Origin of the sequence: Companilactobacillus kimchiensis (assembly GCF_001438805.1) — a bacterium.
Lineage (GTDB): Bacteria > Bacillota > Bacilli > Lactobacillales > Lactobacillaceae > Companilactobacillus > Companilactobacillus kimchiensis.
In genome coordinates this window covers 1-18,007 of record NZ_JQCF01000017.1, presented here as the reverse complement: position 1 = coordinate 18,007, position 18,007 = coordinate 1, and the positions used below count along the sequence as shown (strand labels likewise).

The 18,007-nt window shown below is 36.0% G+C and carries 14 protein-coding genes; 2 read left to right on the top strand and 12 right to left on the bottom strand.

Annotation, left to right across the window (positions count from 1 at the left end; all coding sequences use genetic code 11):
* Nucleotides 1-9: 9 nt before the first annotated feature.
* From IV57_RS08740 to IV57_RS08695, 10 genes are all read right to left on the bottom strand, one after another.
* Nucleotides 10-705, bottom strand: coding sequence for a GntR family transcriptional regulator (locus IV57_RS08740; RefSeq protein ID WP_057881142.1), 696 nt, complete (start codon nt 703-705; stop codon nt 10-12).
* Between the two features lie 166 nt (nt 706-871).
* Nucleotides 872-1,735, bottom strand: coding sequence for a MurR/RpiR family transcriptional regulator (locus IV57_RS08735; protein ID WP_057881141.1), 864 nt, complete (start codon nt 1,733-1,735; stop codon nt 872-874).
* Nucleotides 1,736-1,747: 12 nt separating this feature from the next.
* A complete protein-coding gene (murQ, locus tag IV57_RS08730; RefSeq protein WP_057881140.1) occupies nt 1,748-2,638 on the bottom strand; it encodes an N-acetylmuramic acid 6-phosphate etherase in 891 nt (296 codons plus the stop codon).
* Nucleotides 2,639-2,650: 12 nt separating this feature from the next.
* Nucleotides 2,651-3,706 (bottom strand): MupG family TIM beta-alpha barrel fold protein, encoded by a 1,056-nt coding sequence (locus tag IV57_RS08725; protein WP_057881139.1) that lies wholly within the window; start codon nt 3,704-3,706, stop codon nt 2,651-2,653.
* Between the two features lie 11 nt (nt 3,707-3,717).
* Nucleotides 3,718-5,166 (bottom strand): PTS transporter subunit EIIC, encoded by a 1,449-nt coding sequence (locus IV57_RS08720; RefSeq protein ID WP_057881138.1) that lies wholly within the window; start codon nt 5,164-5,166, stop codon nt 3,718-3,720.
* Between the two features lie 183 nt (nt 5,167-5,349).
* Nucleotides 5,350-6,297: an FAD:protein FMN transferase gene (locus tag IV57_RS08715; protein ID WP_057881137.1), complete on the bottom strand. Its 948-nt coding sequence runs from the start codon at nt 6,295-6,297 to the stop codon at nt 5,350-5,352.
* A gap of 30 nt (nt 6,298-6,327) precedes the next feature.
* Nucleotides 6,328-8,109, bottom strand: a complete 1,782-nt coding sequence (locus IV57_RS08710) for an FAD-dependent oxidoreductase (RefSeq protein WP_057881136.1) — start codon at nt 8,107-8,109, stop codon at nt 6,328-6,330.
* A gap of 56 nt (nt 8,110-8,165) precedes the next feature.
* Nucleotides 8,166-9,665 (bottom strand): glycerol kinase GlpK, encoded by a 1,500-nt coding sequence (gene glpK, locus IV57_RS08705; protein WP_057881135.1) that lies wholly within the window; start codon nt 9,663-9,665, stop codon nt 8,166-8,168.
* Nucleotides 9,666-9,797: 132 nt separating this feature from the next.
* Nucleotides 9,798-10,733 carry a nitronate monooxygenase gene (locus tag IV57_RS08700; protein ID WP_057881134.1) on the bottom strand — a complete coding sequence of 312 codons (936 nt, stop codon included), beginning with the start codon at nt 10,731-10,733 and terminating at the stop codon, nt 9,798-9,800.
* Nucleotides 10,734-11,423: 690 nt separating this feature from the next.
* On the bottom strand, nt 11,424-12,203 hold the full coding sequence (locus IV57_RS08695; protein WP_057881133.1) for an alpha/beta fold hydrolase: 780 nt from the start codon (nt 12,201-12,203) through the stop codon (nt 11,424-11,426).
* A 159-nt stretch (nt 12,204-12,362) separates the two neighbouring features.
* Between IV57_RS08695 and IV57_RS08690 the strand changes: the two genes are divergently transcribed.
* Nucleotides 12,363-13,271 (top strand): LysR family transcriptional regulator, encoded by a 909-nt coding sequence (locus IV57_RS08690; protein WP_057881132.1) that lies wholly within the window; start codon nt 12,363-12,365, stop codon nt 13,269-13,271.
* 97 nt (nt 13,272-13,368) lie between these two features.
* Here IV57_RS08690 and IV57_RS08685 read toward each other — a convergent pair whose 3' ends face one another.
* Entirely contained in the window at nt 13,369-14,964 is a 1,596-nt protein-coding gene (locus tag IV57_RS08685; protein ID WP_057881131.1) for an acyl CoA:acetate/3-ketoacid CoA transferase, read from the bottom strand.
* Between the two features lie 87 nt (nt 14,965-15,051).
* The gene (gene fabV, locus IV57_RS08680) at nt 15,052-16,263 is read right to left on the bottom strand and encodes an enoyl-ACP reductase FabV (protein ID WP_057881130.1); all 1,212 of its coding nucleotides are present in this window, start codon (nt 16,261-16,263) and stop codon (nt 15,052-15,054) included.
* Nucleotides 16,264-16,940: 677 nt separating this feature from the next.
* Between fabV and IV57_RS08675 the strand changes: the two genes are divergently transcribed.
* Entirely contained in the window at nt 16,941-17,660 is a 720-nt protein-coding gene (locus IV57_RS08675) for an MIP/aquaporin family protein (RefSeq protein WP_057881129.1), read from the top strand.
* Nucleotides 17,661-18,007 lie beyond the last annotated feature (347 nt).

Sequence of the window (18,007 nt, the reverse complement as noted above, 5' to 3'; positions counted from 1 at the left end):
AAAGATTTTTTAAATCTCATATTCAATCTTGTATGGCATTTTATTACTGTCATATATAGATGTAGTATATTCAATTAAATGGCCTTTATTATCGAAACCTTGTCTGATTCTTTTCAAAGCTAAAGAATCCTTTTTATTTAACAATTCTTGATCGGATGTATCTAAATTAACTGCACTAAATTCTTCTTTAAAACTATTAATTTCCTGACCGTTATCTTTTAAAAATTTATATAAAGATTGATTATTAAATTTACTTTTATTATTAGTTAAATTAATGTTCGGCAAAAAATGTTCTACAAGAATAAAGGGATTATTATCTAATGAATATAAATTTTTAACATAAATAATATTTTGATTTTCAAAAAGGTCTTTCAATGGTGTATCAATTGCCGATACTAATTCCACTGTAAGATTTTTTTTAGTTAGTTGATCATGCTCTTTTATAATTGAAGAATACGACCTCGCCTTGGACAATTTATTGAACAAGCTGTTACTGATCACCCGTGTTCCAATGCCACTCTTTTTCAAGAGATATCCTTCAGTAACCAATTGATCAACTGCCTTACGAATCGTAATTTTACTGACATTGTACTTCGTTTCTAATTCATTCTCAGTTGGAATTAGACTACCTACTTCATACATACCAGACAATATATTCTTTTTAATATCATCAGCTACTTTTTGATACAAAATTTCTGCAACCATAAATACACTTCTCCAAACGCTTAATATTTATATATTCATTATAGTATTACTTATTCAATCAAAAATATATTTTTATAAACATCAATTATTTGTTTAATTCACACTAAAAAAGAACCGCCATTCCTGTTTGGCAGTCCTCTACTTTAAAACAATATTTTTTCGATTTTTATTTTTTCCTAGAGAAGAATTCATCCACTAAAAGATGTGTTTCCTTTAATTTTTGAACATTACTATCATAATCACGTTGTAAATAAAGATAATAGATCAAATCAACTGCATATAGTTGACTGATCAACGACGTTGTAGCCGCAGATCTAATTTGATCCTTTGGTATGGTATCACTTGTCAAAATATGAATATTAGAGATCTGTGCTAAACGACTTTTTTCATTAGAGGTTAAGCTAATCACTGTAATATCTTTTTTTCGTGCTAATTTTGCCAAAGTCAAAGTCTCATTAGTCTCACCTGAATCAGAGACTAAAAATAAAACTTGTTTATTTTGTTGCGTCAAAAAGTTGGATGCCATTACATGAGTATCTTGCGTATTAAATATATTTATTCCAATTCGAGCAAATTTTTGGGTAAAATCTTCAGCTACCAAATTGGAAGCTCCAAGGCCATAAACTTGAATCATATTCGCAGCCACCAATTGATCAACTGTCTTTTGCAAAATTTGTTTATTCAAACCATTACTTGTAGTTTCCAAGGTGTGCTGAATTCGAACGACTAATTTTTCTTTCAGTTCATCAACTCCATCATCTGGAGAAATTTCATCATACAAACCATTCGTTACATCGTCCACGGAACAGCGTGCTAATTCCACTTTTAAACCCTTAAATCCATCCACGCCTAAATTTTGAGCAAATCTAACTACTGTGGCCTGACTGACACCACTTCTTTTTGATAATTCCGCTACGCTTAACCCTGGAATATTTTGAACATTATCCAAGATATAGCTTCCCAAAACTTTTTCAGTTTTACTAGCCGTTTCCATTTTGGAACGAATTGTTAATAAAATTGTATTTACCATCCGCAATAGCCCTCACTTAATTGCTTGTCGTACAAAACCATTTGACTCGCTTAGTTTTTGCTCAGCTGCTGCTTTATCCATATGCTGAGAGATCATAACAATAGCGTCTTTAACTGAGTAATCGGCCCTTTTTAAAACTTTTAAAGCTACATCTTCAGTCACACCCGTCACTTCAGTAATGATATTAAGCGAACGTTGAACTAACTTCTTATTAGTTGGTTTGACATCCACCATCAAATTACCATAAGTTTTTCCAATACGAACCATCGCAGCAGTAGATAACATATTCAAAACCATTTTTTGAGCCGTTCCAGATTTTAATCTAGTTGAGCCTGACAATACTTCTGGACCAACGACAACTTCGATTTTAGTATCAGCATGTTGGCTGATAACTGCATCATTATTGCACGATAAAGCAATTGTATCGGCTTTAACAGATTTAGCGTAGTCCAATCCACCAACTACATATGGAGTCCGTCCGCTGGCTGCAATTCCCACAACAACGTCTTTGTCAGTTAATTGTCTAGCTTTCAAATCACTAGCCCCTAATTCCGCATTATCTTCGGCGCCTTCAACTGCCAAAGTCATGGCTTTGCTACCACCAGCAATTAACCCTTGAACCAATTCAGGGTCAATTCCAAAGGTAGGAACACATTCAGCAGCATCCAGGACTCCTAAACGACCACTCGTACCAGCTCCAATGTAGAATAAACGACCACCAATTTTGAAAGAATTTGCAATTTTCTCAACTGCGATGGCTATTTGAGGAAGTTCTTTTTCAATTGCCAAAGATACTTTTTGATCCTCATGATTCATGATCGTCACAATTTCTTTGGCATTCATCTCATCAAGGTCAGTCGTTGCCGGATTTTGGCTTTCAGTTGATAGTTTTTTTATATCCATATTTGATCATTCCTAACTTCCAATATCAATCAATTGAATTGCCTGATTGGCAACACAGTATTTTAACAAACTAATATCTTTCTCATCGATTTGACCAATAACATTGACCGTACTATCAGCTGGTAATTGATATTTGACTAATTGTAATTCTCCTTGATAACGTCCCGATAATTCATTGTCTAACGTAATTGAGCCACGTTTCCGTAAACCACTGTTGGTTGGACGAATTTCAGTTTTATTAAGAGGTCGCCCCTCTCTCAACCTGACGACATCCCTTGAAACATCTGCTCTTTGATGCAAAACATCAGTGATATAACTGGGAGCATGATCGAATTGAGCTCTAATCTGTAAGACATTTTTTATGAAATAATTTCTAAATTGTTCAAAGGTACTGGCTTTCAAAGCTGAATCACCAATATAAATCCGATCGGCCCCATACTCTTTCATGTCAATTGCTGCTGCTAAAGGATTCTCATATCGATGAGCTTCCAAGGTTGGTAAGCCTTTATAAACAGGAGCTCGAAGATTTTTATCACCAGGAACAAAAGCCATAACTTTAAAATTATTAGCTTTTAACCATTGATTCTTTTCTTTAAACCAAGCTCCGTCCAAACCAGTGTTTTCACGCGGATAATAATTATGCCAGGCTTCCAAATTTGCAAAGTTAGCTTTGGCCGCAGTCAATTCATCAATTTCTGTTTGTTCGATTGTACTAGCATTCAAGGCCACCTTCATCCCTAACGAGAGTCGAGCAATCCTTTGAATAGAAATGCCATCATCAATTCTTAACATTGTCACATGCAATTTTTTAAAAATCGCTAAGTCACGATCCAAGTTTAAATTAAGTCGTTTCATTGCTACCGAAGAAATATCAAGAGTTAACTCCAAACCATTGTCGAAACATAATTGTCCCAATCTTTTCAAATTATCTAGGAGAACCTGTGGATCATCTTCCGGTAAATTAATTGAAGTAAAAACACCCTTGAATCCAGCTTTGACAAATTGGTTGAACATTTCCAAATCTTTCTTTTGAAAAGAACTGTGCAAATAGGCTGAAAATCCTAACATATTAAACTCCTTTATTCTGGATAAATTTCGTTAATTCTATCTTCATCAACTCCGAAGAACCAAGTTACAACGAAGCCACCAGCGTAGGCAATCAATAATGCTAAGAGATAAGTTAATTGTTGTCCTGGTTGCATGATCAAAAGTCCAAATAGTCCTGAAACGCCCTGTGTAACAGCACCCAAGTGGAATAATGAAGCAAAGATACCACCAAAACCAGCACCAATACTGGCAGTAACAAAGGCTCTACCAAGTGGCAAGGTTACGGCATACATCAATGGTTCACCAACACCCAAGATAGCAACGGGAATTGAACTCATAACCATTTTCTTAAATCTCTTGTTCTTTGATTTGATATAAAGAGCAAGACCGGCACCAACTTGACCACCACCGGCCATCATTAAGATTGGTAGTAGATAGTTGATACCATGTGTAGGACCTGAAGGATTGTTTAGTAACACGTGAATTGGTGTTAAAGCTTGGTGCAATCCAACAGAAACTAAAGCTAAGAAGGTTGATGATAGAACAAATCCACCAAAGACACTCAATTTAGTATAAACAAAGTCCATTGTTACGTAGATGGCTGTAGTCAACCAAGCACCAATCGGTTGTAGGAAGACGACCGCAATCAATGAACCAACAATAACAGTTAATAATGGCGTAAAGAATGTATCGAGCACACTAGGCATAATCTTGCGGAAATTTCTTTCCAAAATAGCGAAGAAAATACCCATTAATAGAGCTGTAATTAAACCACCAACACCGACAGTAAATGGTGCATGGGTAAATGGCATCGTAATGCCTTTAGCAGCCAATGGTGAGCCGGGAATTGCAACACCTAAGCAGAGTGTTCCCCCGATACCACCTAAAATTGGACTACCTTTAAACTCTCGAGCAGCATTCATCCCAACGAAGACTGGAAGGAAAGTGAATAATCCCCAACCTAAAGTTTTAATAGTCATGTACCACCAGTCAGTTGCAAAGGCTTGATGAGTTTGAAAATCAATAACATTAGCTAGACCATTGATCAATCCAGCGGCAATAATACCAGGTAATAACGGTATAAAGACGTTAGCAATGTGTTGTAGACCACGTTGAAGTGGCTTGTCATGTTTAGCTTTGTTAGCTGTCTTATTCTCTTTGGCGATTTGCTTGATATCTTCGCCACGTTTTGAATCTTCAACTGTCTCCCCATCGTCGGCATCGCTACCAAGTGGCACTCCAGTTAAATCTGCAAATGGTTCAGCAATTTTATTTACTTTACCTGGACCCAAGACAACTTGCAGTGTATCAGCTTGGACAACAGCTAAAACACCATCAATACGTTTCAATGCATCAACATTTACTTTGTCATTATCTTTGATACCTAGCCTTAATCTAGTCATACAAGCAACATTGGCTGTAACGTTTTCTTTACCACCAACATTTTTTAGAATTTCGTTAGCAATCTCTTTATTGTTCATGTTTGTTTACCTCCCCAAAGCATTCTGATAACGCTTACAATTAAATAATACCTCTTTTGAAGAAAATTTCAATATTTCATATGAAAATACTATAATTATAAAATAAAATTTCAAAAAATTTATTTCACACAAAAAGAACTATCATCCACGCATTTCATAGATGATAGTTCTTTAAAATACCTCTTAAATTATTTTGAAAGATGTATCTGTTAATTTGAATTTATCTTTAAGATTATCTGTTAAACGAATTGTCCGATCCTTGTAAACAAAAACCAATCCAATTGCATTATCAGTTAATAATTTTAAAGTTCCCTCATAATTATTATAAAATCCTAAACTTGACCAAATCTCACCATCAATTGATTTGGGACTAATTACAGTGACCCCTATTAAATCTGTTTTCACTGGATAACCCGTTTTTGGATCCATAATATGATGGTAACTATGCCCCTGCTTATTTAAAAAACGTTCGTATATCCCTGAAGTTACAACCGAGTAATCAGGTATTTCAACAATTCCTAAATAATCACTACGAGTATCAAATGGTGACTGAACTCCCACAGTCCAAAGACCATCCTCATGAATACTCTGACCGACTAAAAGCACGTTTCCACCCAAGTCAATAATTCCCTGTTCTACTCCAGATTCATACCATAATTTCTTAATGGCATCAGCAATGTAACCTTTGGCTATACCACCTAAATCTAGTTCCATTCCTTCATCTAATAGATACACCGATCTATTACTGTCATCCAACATAATTCTTCCTGGATTAGTTAATCTTAATCTATTAGATATCTCTTTTTCAGTAGGAACTTCCGCATCAGAAAATCCTATGTGCCATAATTTTACTAACGGACCAATTGCTGCGTTAAAGCCTTGATTCTTTTGACTGACTTTAACAGCTGCTTTTACCAAGTCATAACTTATTTTTGAAACTGATACAGCTCCCTTACCAGAAGCATGATTGATAGACATGATTTCTGACTCAGTTCGATTTACTGTTAAAATATCCTCACAATATTGAATCAATTCGTATGCTTTATCAAGGGCCGGTACTTGTCCTTCTTGAAAAACTGTTAATTTAATCTCTGTACCCAATGCATGGTAGGTTTTAGTAAAATTTGACATAATCAATCTCCCGATAACAAGAATTTCTTATTATGCTTCAACTGCAGCGGCATCTTTCAAATAATCCAACTCAGCTTCATTAATTAATTCATTAGTTTTTTCTGTATAATCTTTAATCTGATCGTCTGTCCAATCATAGTACTTGGCCATTTCGCTGATAACTCCAGCCTTGACGTTCTTAATTTCATCATGATTGAATAATAAATTATTAGTACGACGGAATAAATAATCTTCCGGTGTAAGTGTCATTTCGTTTTCCATTGAGTAACGAAGACTCAATGTTTCGGCTAAGCTCAAACCAGCAATTGGTTTAGTATCCTTAGCATTGGCAATAACTTCTTCAGTGTTTGAGCCAAAGATGTTAGCCATCTTTTCAGCACCGACAGGATCAACTCCTGCTGCAATAGCTTCTTTTGCATAGTTTTCAAGTTCTTCTTCAGCGTGATTTGAATCAAAATCACCACCAGAAACCTTGATGCTAGCAGAATCAACTGGTTTAAAATCACGAGCATATTGAGTATTCATGATTTCAATGATCATCTTCATAGCACCATCAGCCATCTTACGATAGTCAGTTAACTTACCGCCGGCTAGAGTAATCAAACCGTCATCGGCACGTTTCAAAGAGCTACCTCTAGAAACTTGTGAAGCTGTTAGTTTGTGGCTACCAGAATCACTAGCACCTGAAACTACATCAGGCTTCTCTTCTTCTTTTTTCTTATCATCAACCGGAGCAGGTTCTTCGGCAACAAGTGGTCTTACACCAGCCCAACTTGATTCAACATCATCAAGTGTAATATGAGCATTAGGGTATTTCTTGTTGATGATCTTCAATAGATAATCAACATCACCTTGATCAACCTTAGGATGTGTTAAATCACCCTTAAAGTCAGTATCAGTTGTTCCAAAGTATGTCTTACCATCTCTTGGAATTGTAAAGATCATACGACCATCATTAGTACCTGAACCAAAGTATGTTGGCTTTGGAACATTCAATCTAGATTGGTCAACAACTAAGTGAACACCCTTTGTAGGACGCATTTGTGTCTTACGTTGATCATGCTTGTCATCCAAGTCTTTAACAAAGTCTGACCATGGACCTGAAGCATTCAAGACGATCTTAGCTTTGACATCAAATTCTTCGCCACTGATCATGTCTTTGACTGTTACACCACAGGCATTGCCAAATTGATTATGAAGAACTTTAACAGCCTTCATACGACTAACCATCAAACCGCCCAAGTCATGAGCCTTTTTAATGTTTTCAATAACCAAACGTGAATCGTTGTTCAAGTAGTCTAGATAAACCCCACCACCAGCTAAGTTCTCTGGGTTCAATTGTGGTTCTAGCTTCAAGACTTGTTCTTTATCCAAAGTATAGTTAGCATACTTCTTCAAATATTCTGATTTATTGATTCCAGCTAGGCGATCGTATAGATCCATCGCAATCTTAACTGAGAACATTGAGAAAGTTGTTCCGGGTTCGTCATAGATTGGTAGCAACATTGGATCAGGTCTAGTTACGTGTGGTGCAACGTGTTGAATAATTGCACGTTCTTGGACCGTCTCAGAAACGACCTCAACATCAAAACTCTTTAGGTATCTAATTCCACCGTGAACTAGTCGTGTTGATCTTGATGAAGTACCAGCCCCGAAATCTTGCATATCAATCAAGGCTGTTCTCATTCCAGCAGCACTAGCTTGTAGAGCAAGACCTGCTCCGGTAATACCACCACCAATGACTAAGAGATCTAGTCTTCTAGTTTTTAATTTTTTTATTTCTTCTGCTCTACTTTTTATTGAAAATGTCATAGTCCGTCCCTCGTTACTACGCAATAGATAGTCAATTTGATTATCTGCAATGCATTTTAATTTTTAAAACTTTGTGCTGCTTTAATAGCATGTTGCCAGCCTGTATAAAGGTTTTCACGTTCATCTGCTGGCATTTCAGGCTTAAAGATCTTACCTGTTGCATGAATATGTTTTAGATCATCGACGCTCTTCCAATAGCCAACACTTAAACCAGCTAAGAAAGCTGCTCCAAGTGCAGTTGTTTCTAGATTGGCTGAACGATCAATTTCTGTATCAAGAATATCAGCTTGGAATTGCATCAAGTAGTCGTTGTTAGCAGCACCGCCGTCAACTTTTAACTTATTGATTTCAATTCCAGAATCTAATTTCATTGTGTCAATTACATCACGACTTTGATAAGCCAATGATTGTAATGTTGCTTTAATGAAGTCTTCTCTGGTTGTTCCTCGCGTTAAACCAAAGACAGAACCTCTTACATCAGAATCCCAATATGGAGCACCTAAACCGGTAAATGCCGGTACAACATAGACTTCGTTTTCATTGTTAGATTTCTCAGCTGCGGCTTGTGAATCTGAGGCATGTTCAAAGAGTCTCATTCCATCACGTAACCATTGAATAGCCGATCCAGCAACGTAAATACTTCCTTCTAGTGCATAATTCATTTTTCCATTTATACAGTAGCCAATCGTCGTTAACAAATTGTTAGCGGAAATTTTTGGAGTATCACCAGTATTCATAACAACGAAAGCACCAGTACCATATGTGTTCTTAACCATGCCTGGCTCAAATGCTAACTGACCAAATAATGATGCTTGTTGATCACCAGCCATACCAGAAATTGGAACTTCACTTCCATAGAAGTGATAGTCTGCTGTGTGTCCATATATTTCAGAATTAGATTTAACTTCAGGGAGCATGATCTTAGGGATATTGAGCATCTTCAAGATGTCATCGTCCCAGTCCAAGTCGCGAATGTTGAATAACATTGTCCGACTGGCATTTGAATAATCAGTTACATGTATTTTTCCACCAGTAAGTTTCCAAACTAACCATGTATCGATTGTTCCAAATAATAACTCACCATTTTCTGCACGTTCTTGTGCACCTGGAACTTGATCCAGGATCCAACGTATCTTAGTAGCTGAGAAGTAAGCATCAACAATCAATCCAGTTTTTTCATGAATTTGATCTTTATAGCCTTTTTCAATCAGCTGATTAGCAATATCAGAGCTTTGACGTGATTGCCATACAACAGCGTTGTAAATTGGTAGTCCAGTCTTTTTGTCCCAAATAATTGTTGTTTCACGTTGATTAGTAATACCGATCCCACTGATCTGGTTGGGTTTTACGCTTGATTCAATAAATGCATCAGCGATTGTTGATAGAACACAATTCCAAATTTCATTAGCATCATGTTCTACCCAACCCGGTTGGGGAAAGTGTTGTGTAAATTCCTTTTGGGAATCTATAACTTTATTTCCTTCATGATCAAAAATTACTGCTCTGGTACTGGTTGTACCTTCATCGATTGATAAAATATATTTTTTGTCTGCCATTTTAACCTCTCCATATATGGATTTATGAAAGAGGTGTGACTATCTTAGTAGTCCCACGATTGCCCTCATTTTGAGAACAAATACTAAGTTAATTTTTATTAACTCCCAACATAAATCTAGCTCAATTACTTACTAAACTAATTCAATTTTCTTATCAAGAACTTCTTGTGCCTCGTCCATTAATTTCTTAACGATTTCGCCAGCTGGTAATGATTCATTAATCAAACCTGAGATTTGACCACTGAATACTAGGCCATCTTCAACATCATCTTTTTGAACGGCGTTTCTTAATCCTTCATTCATAACTGAGTTAAATTCGTCACGTGATACTTGATCCAATTCAAGCTCTGTTAGTTTACTTGCAATGTTGTTTTTAATGATACGTGATGCATCTTTGATTGTGGCACCAGCAACAATAGTTGATGTATCAGTTGCATCAATAACTAATTTTCTCCAATTATCCCCAACAGGACTTTCTTTTGAAATTGAGAAGATTGTTCCACATTGAACAGCTTGAGCTCCAGCAACAAAAGCACTGACAACTCCACGTCCATCACCAATACCACCAGCAGCAATAAGTGGAATTGATACTGCGTCAGCAATTTGTGGCCAAAGAGTTTGTGATGTTAGAACACCAATGTGTCCTCCACCTTCCATACCTTCGGCAATAACGGCATCGGCACCCATTTCTTCCATCTTCTTAGCAATCTTAACGTTTGGAATAACTGGACAAACTTTGATTCCAGCAGCCTTCAAATCTTTCATATATGGTTTGGGTGTACCTGCACCGGTAGTAACAACTTTAACGCCTTCATCAATAACTACTTTGACAACTTCAGGTGTGTTTGGATCCATTAACATCAAGTTAACAGCGAATGTATTCTTAGTTAATTTCTTAGCTTTTTGAATTTCTTCTCTTACTTGATCAGCTGTCTTTCCACCGGCTGCAATAATTCCAAGGCCTCCACCATTTGATACGGCAGCTGCTAGTTCAGCAGTAGCAACTTCTTGCATAGCACCTTGTACAATTGGGTATTTAATTCCTAAAAGTTTACATACTTCATTCATTTTTAACATCCTCCAATAGAAAATTAAGTAATAACCAAATCCATAAATGAAATTCATAGGTTTAAATTCGATTTTCATTCACCTAGGCTAAATATTGAAAATCTCTTTAAATTTGCAATCAATTTATTTTTGCAACCGTTTACCTTTGAAAACCATTCCTGTATCTCTCGAGCGCTCCTACAATTTATAATACAATCGATTAATATATTTGCAAATTACGTTCACATATTCACTATTTATTAAATTATCTAAAAAGCCGATTTAAAAGCTTTTTCAATTTCGTTATTTTGTAAGCGTTTACTGTCTTTTGCTATATAACTCGCAGCACTTGTGGCTGTAAGTACCGCTGTGTCAGCCTTTCATCACTGTATAACCTATGATTATGTATATTATGATAAACAGTAAGCTGTTTTTTGATAATCACAATCATTTTTTAGAATCGCTTCACATTTATTCATTTTATTAAATATATTCTTATGTTTTTTGATTTATCAATCATAACTAAAGGTTATAAATACTATATAATAGATTTATCGTTAAATTTATCAGTAAAATTGCCGTTTATATTATCTTATTTTTTAGTACATTATCTAAGATATTTATGAATTAAATATTGATATACAATTCGTAGATAAAAAAACGTATAATTTAGACGTAGTAGTTTGAACTTACTGATGTAATTTTCATTAATTATGATCTCAAGAAATTAATCATTATATTGTTAAACAGCTCCTGTTGCTCCGACATAATTATGTGACCTGAATCAGGTACAATCACAGCTGTTCCATTTTTACATAGTTTTGCCGATGCAGTTGCATGACCTGGAGACCAGAATGGACTCTCTTGGCCGGAAAGAAACAGAACTGGTACTGTGACTCCTTTAATAACATCTCGCCAATCTTGAAAGGCATGGTCAAACAGCAACGGTCGATTCAATTGGTAATCAAATTTCTTGTTGCCCTGAACTGATTTAACGAGCTTATAAGTTTCATCATCAATATTGTGATAGGTAGTGTGGACATGATACATTTGCTCAGCCTCATTAGGGAAATTATTCCAGTTCAAATCTAATAATCCATATGGCCAGGTTTCATCCGATATCATTTTGGGTGACTGATCAACACTAATAATTTTATTTATACGGTCATCTCCATAGAGCGAACAATAGGCCCAGATAGTCGCTGCTCCCATAGAATTACCCATCATACTGATCTTATCTATTTTTAAATAGTCTAATAATTCAGCGACATCTTTACCCTGACGACTCATTCTTAATCCTTTAGTTGTTGTTTCAGATCGGCCATGATTTCTTCTATCTAAATTGATGACCCGATAGTGTTGGCTCAATAATTGAACTTGAGAACGCCAAATTTCTTTATAACCGGCATATCCTGTCATTATTAAAATCGGATTCCCTTGACCGACATCATCATATTCCAGTTGTACACCGTCACTAGTTATAAATCTCATTTTTCAAAAGTCCTCATACTTTCTTTGGTTTTTAATTTATTTGAAAAAACATAATAAGCGAAAACACTACTATAAATTTTCGTAATGGTATATTTTCCATTCACACTAATGTAAGCGGATACATAGTCTATACCAATTATTTCTCAAGGAGGATTTACCATGGATATTCATCAGATTCAATATTTAATAACCATCGTTGACAACGATTTCAACTTAACCAAAAGTGCTCGAGTTTTAAACGTCTCACAACCGGCACTAAGCAAATTAATTGGTGAATTAGAAAACGTTGAGCAGATTCAAATCTTTACTCGTGGAAAAGGTCGGATCACTGGGCTAACTCCTACCGGAGAGGACTTGATTAAACATGGTCGAAAACTTAGTCAAGATTATGAAGATTTAATCAAAAGTCTTTATGAACGCAGTGATTCAAAGAGTGGAACTGTAAAAGTCGGAATTGCTCCAGTTATCATTTCAACCGTCTTCAATCGTTCCATTCCCAAATTTATTCAAGAGAATCCCGACATCGACTTACAAATCATTGAAAAAGGTGCTTACGAGTTACAAAAGAAGTTAATTCTTCAGGAAATTGATTTAGCCGTCTTAGTTTCACCAGCTACCTATCCATCAATTCGTGAAAAGATAATTTATAACGATTCCGTTTCCGTTTGGTTCAATAAAAATCATCGTTTCCATGATTTAAAAGGTCCCATTCCGTTTAGCGAGATTGTCAAAGAAAAAATTGTAACTTTAGATGATAGTTTTATGGTTACCCATCAACTCAACCAAAGATTTAGTCAAAAAGATTTACGTCCTAATTATTTCTTTCAAACAGGTTCTTGGGACTTAATTTTAAATATCTGTCAGGAAATGAATGATGCAGTAGGTATCATAGCTTCACCTATTGGTCAAAATTATTCTGGAACTAACATTGAACGTCGTGATTTTTCACCAAATTTCCCTTGGAGTATCAGTATTTGCAGTCTAAAAGATAGTTATCAAAATACCGTTGTCAAATATACACAAGATTGGTTTGTCGATTACTTCAAAAACAATCAAAAGAATAACTAATAAAAATGTCTAATTCACTTTTGTGAATTAGACATTTTTTATTGCTAGAACAAGTTGAGTGATCAGTTTGCTTTAAATTATTTAAGTCAGCTTCATTCTATGCAGTAACTCCAACTTTTTCGCCTGGATGATTAATAACACTGCCCATCAATGGTTCTGCAAAAATACGTGCATCCATATAGCGTAAGTCATCACTAATCTGTGGCTTAAAGTCCATATGATCAAGAATGTCCTTTTGAAGATCCATTCCTGGAGCTATTTCAATCAATTCAATAGCACCATCAACTAATTTAAAGACAGCACGCTCTGTAATATAGTAGATATTTTGTTTATTGTCATAAGAAACAGGTCCTGAGAAGGTGATTTGTTCAACATTGTTTACAAGTTTATTGAATTTACCTTCTTGGATAATGTGTAACTTACCATCTTTAACTTCTTCTTTTAAACCGCCGGCTGTAAATGTACCGGTAAAAACAACAGTTGGTGTATTTTGAGTAATATTAACAAAGCCACCAGTACCCGCAATCTTAGGACCAAATTTAGATACATTGATATTACCCAATTTATCCAATTCAGCAAGGCCTAAGAAGGTAATGTCGATACCACCACCATCATAGAAGTCAAACATATATGGTTGGTCAATTGTAGCTTCTGGTGAAATGGCACAGCCAAAGTCACCGCCACCCATTGGGACACCACCAAAGGTTCCGGGTTCAACCGTTGTTGTTACGTTTTCAGCAGCTCCTTCTTCTTTCAAGATCAAAGAAACTGTTTCTGGATATTTACCGATACCATAGTTAACGATACTATCATCGTCATTCTTATACATAGCGGCACGTCTAGCAATAACTTTCTTAGCATCAAGTGGTACGTTGATTGCACCTGCTGGTTTAACGACAGCTTGGTTGACATAATCAGGATTAAATTGGGTATCAGTACTTTGTTGAGTCATTTCAACATTTGAAGTTTCCACAACATAGTCAACAAGTAGTCCAGGGATTCTGATATCCTTAGGCTTCATTGAACCCTTCTTCAAAATACGTTTAACTTGAACAAAGACTTTACCACCATTATTATGTGCAGCCATAGCAATAGATGTTGATTCAAGTGTCAAAGGTTCATCATCAAACGTGATATTACCATCCTCATCAGCGTAAGTTCCACGTAAAATGGCGATATTTGGCTTTGGAACGTCATATGCTAAATAATCTTCTCCATTGATCTTCATCTTTGAAACTAAATCGTCTTTTTTAGCAGCTTCATTTAACTTACCACCTTCGATATCTGGATCGACGAATGTACCAAGTCCAACTCGACTAATTTGAATAGGTTTGTGAGCGGCTGAGTCACGGAAAATCTGTGACATAACACCTTGAGGGAAATTATATGCCTCAAATTCGTTATCGGCTACCAATGGTTCTAGTTGTGGAGCTAATGCCCAATGACCACCAACTAATCTTCTTAGCAAACCTTTAGCAGCAAAATTATTAGTTCCTTTGTCTTTTCCGTCACCAATACCTGATGCATGCCATACTTCTAGGTCCTTAGGATGACCTTCTTTATCAAATCTCTTACGAATATTCTCCAAAATCTCTTCAGCAACATCTGAGCCTAAGAATCCTTCCAAAGCAATTGTTGCATCATCAGGAATTAGCTTTGCAGCCTCTTCACTGTTAATAAATTGTACAGTCATTTAAAACACCCCATCCTTTTTAACTCATCGATCACAACTACCTACTGCTTACTTTGAAAGTTATAGGCAAGATGTCTCGAAAAAATATTATGGTCTCAATTTCATTAATTTATCTAAATCTACAGTTTCAATGTCAGCACCAGGAACTTCAAAGCCGTTTAGTTGCATGAATTCTCTTCTAAATTCAGCGTAACCAGTTAACTCACTGTTAAAGTTGTCTGGAGTAATCTTTGTCATCAATTCGGAAACTTTTGCTTGAATATCATCACGTTGTTCCCAAGCATCAGGACGTAAGCGCCCTCTATCATCAACTTCACGACGATTGCCATAAACCATGTCACGGAATAGGCGATCTTTATGCATAATTGGTGTCTCGTGTGTTCCTGTTTCTTCTTCAATCTTATAAAGTGCAATACAATACATTGGGAAAATAGGAATAACAACAGATGCTTTAGTAGTAACAGCACGAGATACAGAAATTAGTGATTCACCGTTAATGTCATTGATCTTGTCTTGGATCTTGTGTGATGATGCTTCAGCAGCGTCTTTTGCAGCTCCCAAAGTACCCTCGTGATAAAATTCATAGGTGCTCTTTGGTCCAATGTATGAATAAAGGATTGTCTTAAATCCATCTGCTAAAACTCCAGCAGCTTTCAATTCATCGACCCAAATTTCCCAATCTTCGCCACCCATGACATGCTTGGTAGCCTCGACTTCATCGTTTGTAGCTGGTTCAACAGTTTGTTCAAACAATTTGTTCTCTTCAAGGTTGATATTTTCACCAGTTACCTTTTTACCAACGGTCTTAATTACCGAACGCCATGTTTCATCCGGATCTTTAGGATTGGTACGCTTTGGTGCGGCGACTGAATATACTAATAAATCAATTTTTCCACCAAAGCTATCTTTAATATATTGAATAACTTGGTCTTTCATATCCTGTGCAAATGCATCACCAATAAAGTTTTTACCAATCAGTCCGGCTTTCTCTGCTGCTTGACGGAAGTAGATATTGTTATACCATCCGGCAGTTCCGAGCATGTTTTCATCACGTGGTGGTCGTTCGAACGATACTCCGATTGTGTCAGCTCCTTGACCAAAAGCTGTTGTAATTCGACTAGCAAGTCCATAACTTGATGACCCCCCAATAATCAGCGCTTTTTTGGCACCCTCATATTTACCTTTGCCTTGTACATAAGCAATCTGATTAAGAATCTCTTGACGACAACCTTCTGGATTTACTGAACGTGCAACATTTCCTTTGAGCTTCTCAGTAATTTTTACCATTGTATCTGACATGTTCAACTCCACCTTTGTAAATTAATGTTAATGAATGAAGTCAATTATTATCTTTTAGCATTTGATTGAAAGTACTCGCTGGCGTTTTGAGTTTTCAAATGCTTTTTGATAATGTAAAAAGATTCCGCTCATTTGATTGAAAACCTCGATAGCTAAATCACATTGTGACGTCCATAACTATCTTCACTTGCTAATGTAAGCCTTTACATTATTTTGAACCAATATTACTTGTTTATTCATCATATAACGATTAGTTATAATATTGTCAGGGCGGGACTAGTTGACTATCATACTTAAAATAGACAACAAGATATTGCATGTTATAATATTTTGCTATTACTTAGTAAATAAACAAGCTATATTATGATTTCTTTAAAATAAAACATAACGTCTTTCCAATAATAGGAAGTTATTATCCTTTGATTTGATTAACTTATAATCTTTAGTAATTGATCTTGTATTAGCAAAAACTCAGTCATAGCAACTAATTAACTGGTCTTTATCATTAATTCATTATTCCTTATGTTCTTCATATCCTCATAACCTATGAGTAAAAATCATACATCCTATAATAAATTATCAATAGTTTCACAATGATATTACGTATCATTACATATGCTATCTATGTATAATTGCAAATGTAAGCGTAATCATTGTGAAACAGGAGGAGATTTATTATGAATGATAGCTTAACGTTACAATTAGTTGGGGAATTCATTGGTACTTTAGTTCTTATTTTGCTTGGTGATGGGGTTGTCGCAGCCGTATCACTCAAGAAATCTAAGGCCGAAGGTGCTGGTTGGATTGCCATAGCACTTGGATGGGGATTGGCAGTTACTTTAGGGGTTTATTGTTCAGCCTTTTTAAGTCCGGCTCATCTAAATCCTGCAGTCACCTTGGGAATGGCAATTGCGGGTGTCTTTAAATGGTCATATGTCGTGCCTTATATGATTGCTCAAACATTAGGTGGATTAGTTGGGGCCATTATTGTTTGGATAAATTACTATCCACATTGGGCTGAAACTGATGATTCTAAAGCAATTTTGGGAGTATTTGCTACTGGACCAGCCATTAGAAATTATCCAATGAACTTTATCAGTGAATTCATTGGTACTTTAGTTCTAGTATTTGCACTATTAGCCTTTACCCGTGGTAAGTTTACTGAAGGACTAAATCCTATGGTTGTTGGTCTTTTGATTACTGCTATCGGATTCTCTCTTGGTGGGACGACCGGATATGCAATCAATCCTGCCAGAGATTTGGGCCCAAGAATTGCTCACCAGATCTTACCAATTGCCAATAAAGGCGATTCCGATTGGAAATACAGTTGGGTTCCTGTTTTTGGACCTTTAGCTGGTGGTGCCGTTGGTGCTTGGTTATATCTTCTAATTCCTTAATCATTTTGAAATCATAAGAGCGAGACAAAGCCCAGTTAGCTTTCGAGCGCTAAAGAAATACCTCATCAATTCGCACTTTGAATTGATGAGGTATTTTTGTAAGACGAAAAAATCAATATTTTGTTTCGCATTCATACTGCAAGTTTAGGATAAAAGACAGTTATATCTCAGGCTCAGACTTTTTGTTTTAAACCCTAAGAGCTATGTTATGTCCCACGTATTGTGTATTCGAAGGTTATATAAGGCCTGAACCAGGTTTTACACGATCTTCTAGCCATTCTCAACCAGCTCTGATACCCTTCTACCCTGGATAGACTATAATCGAGTAGGAGGTAATTTTTAATTAC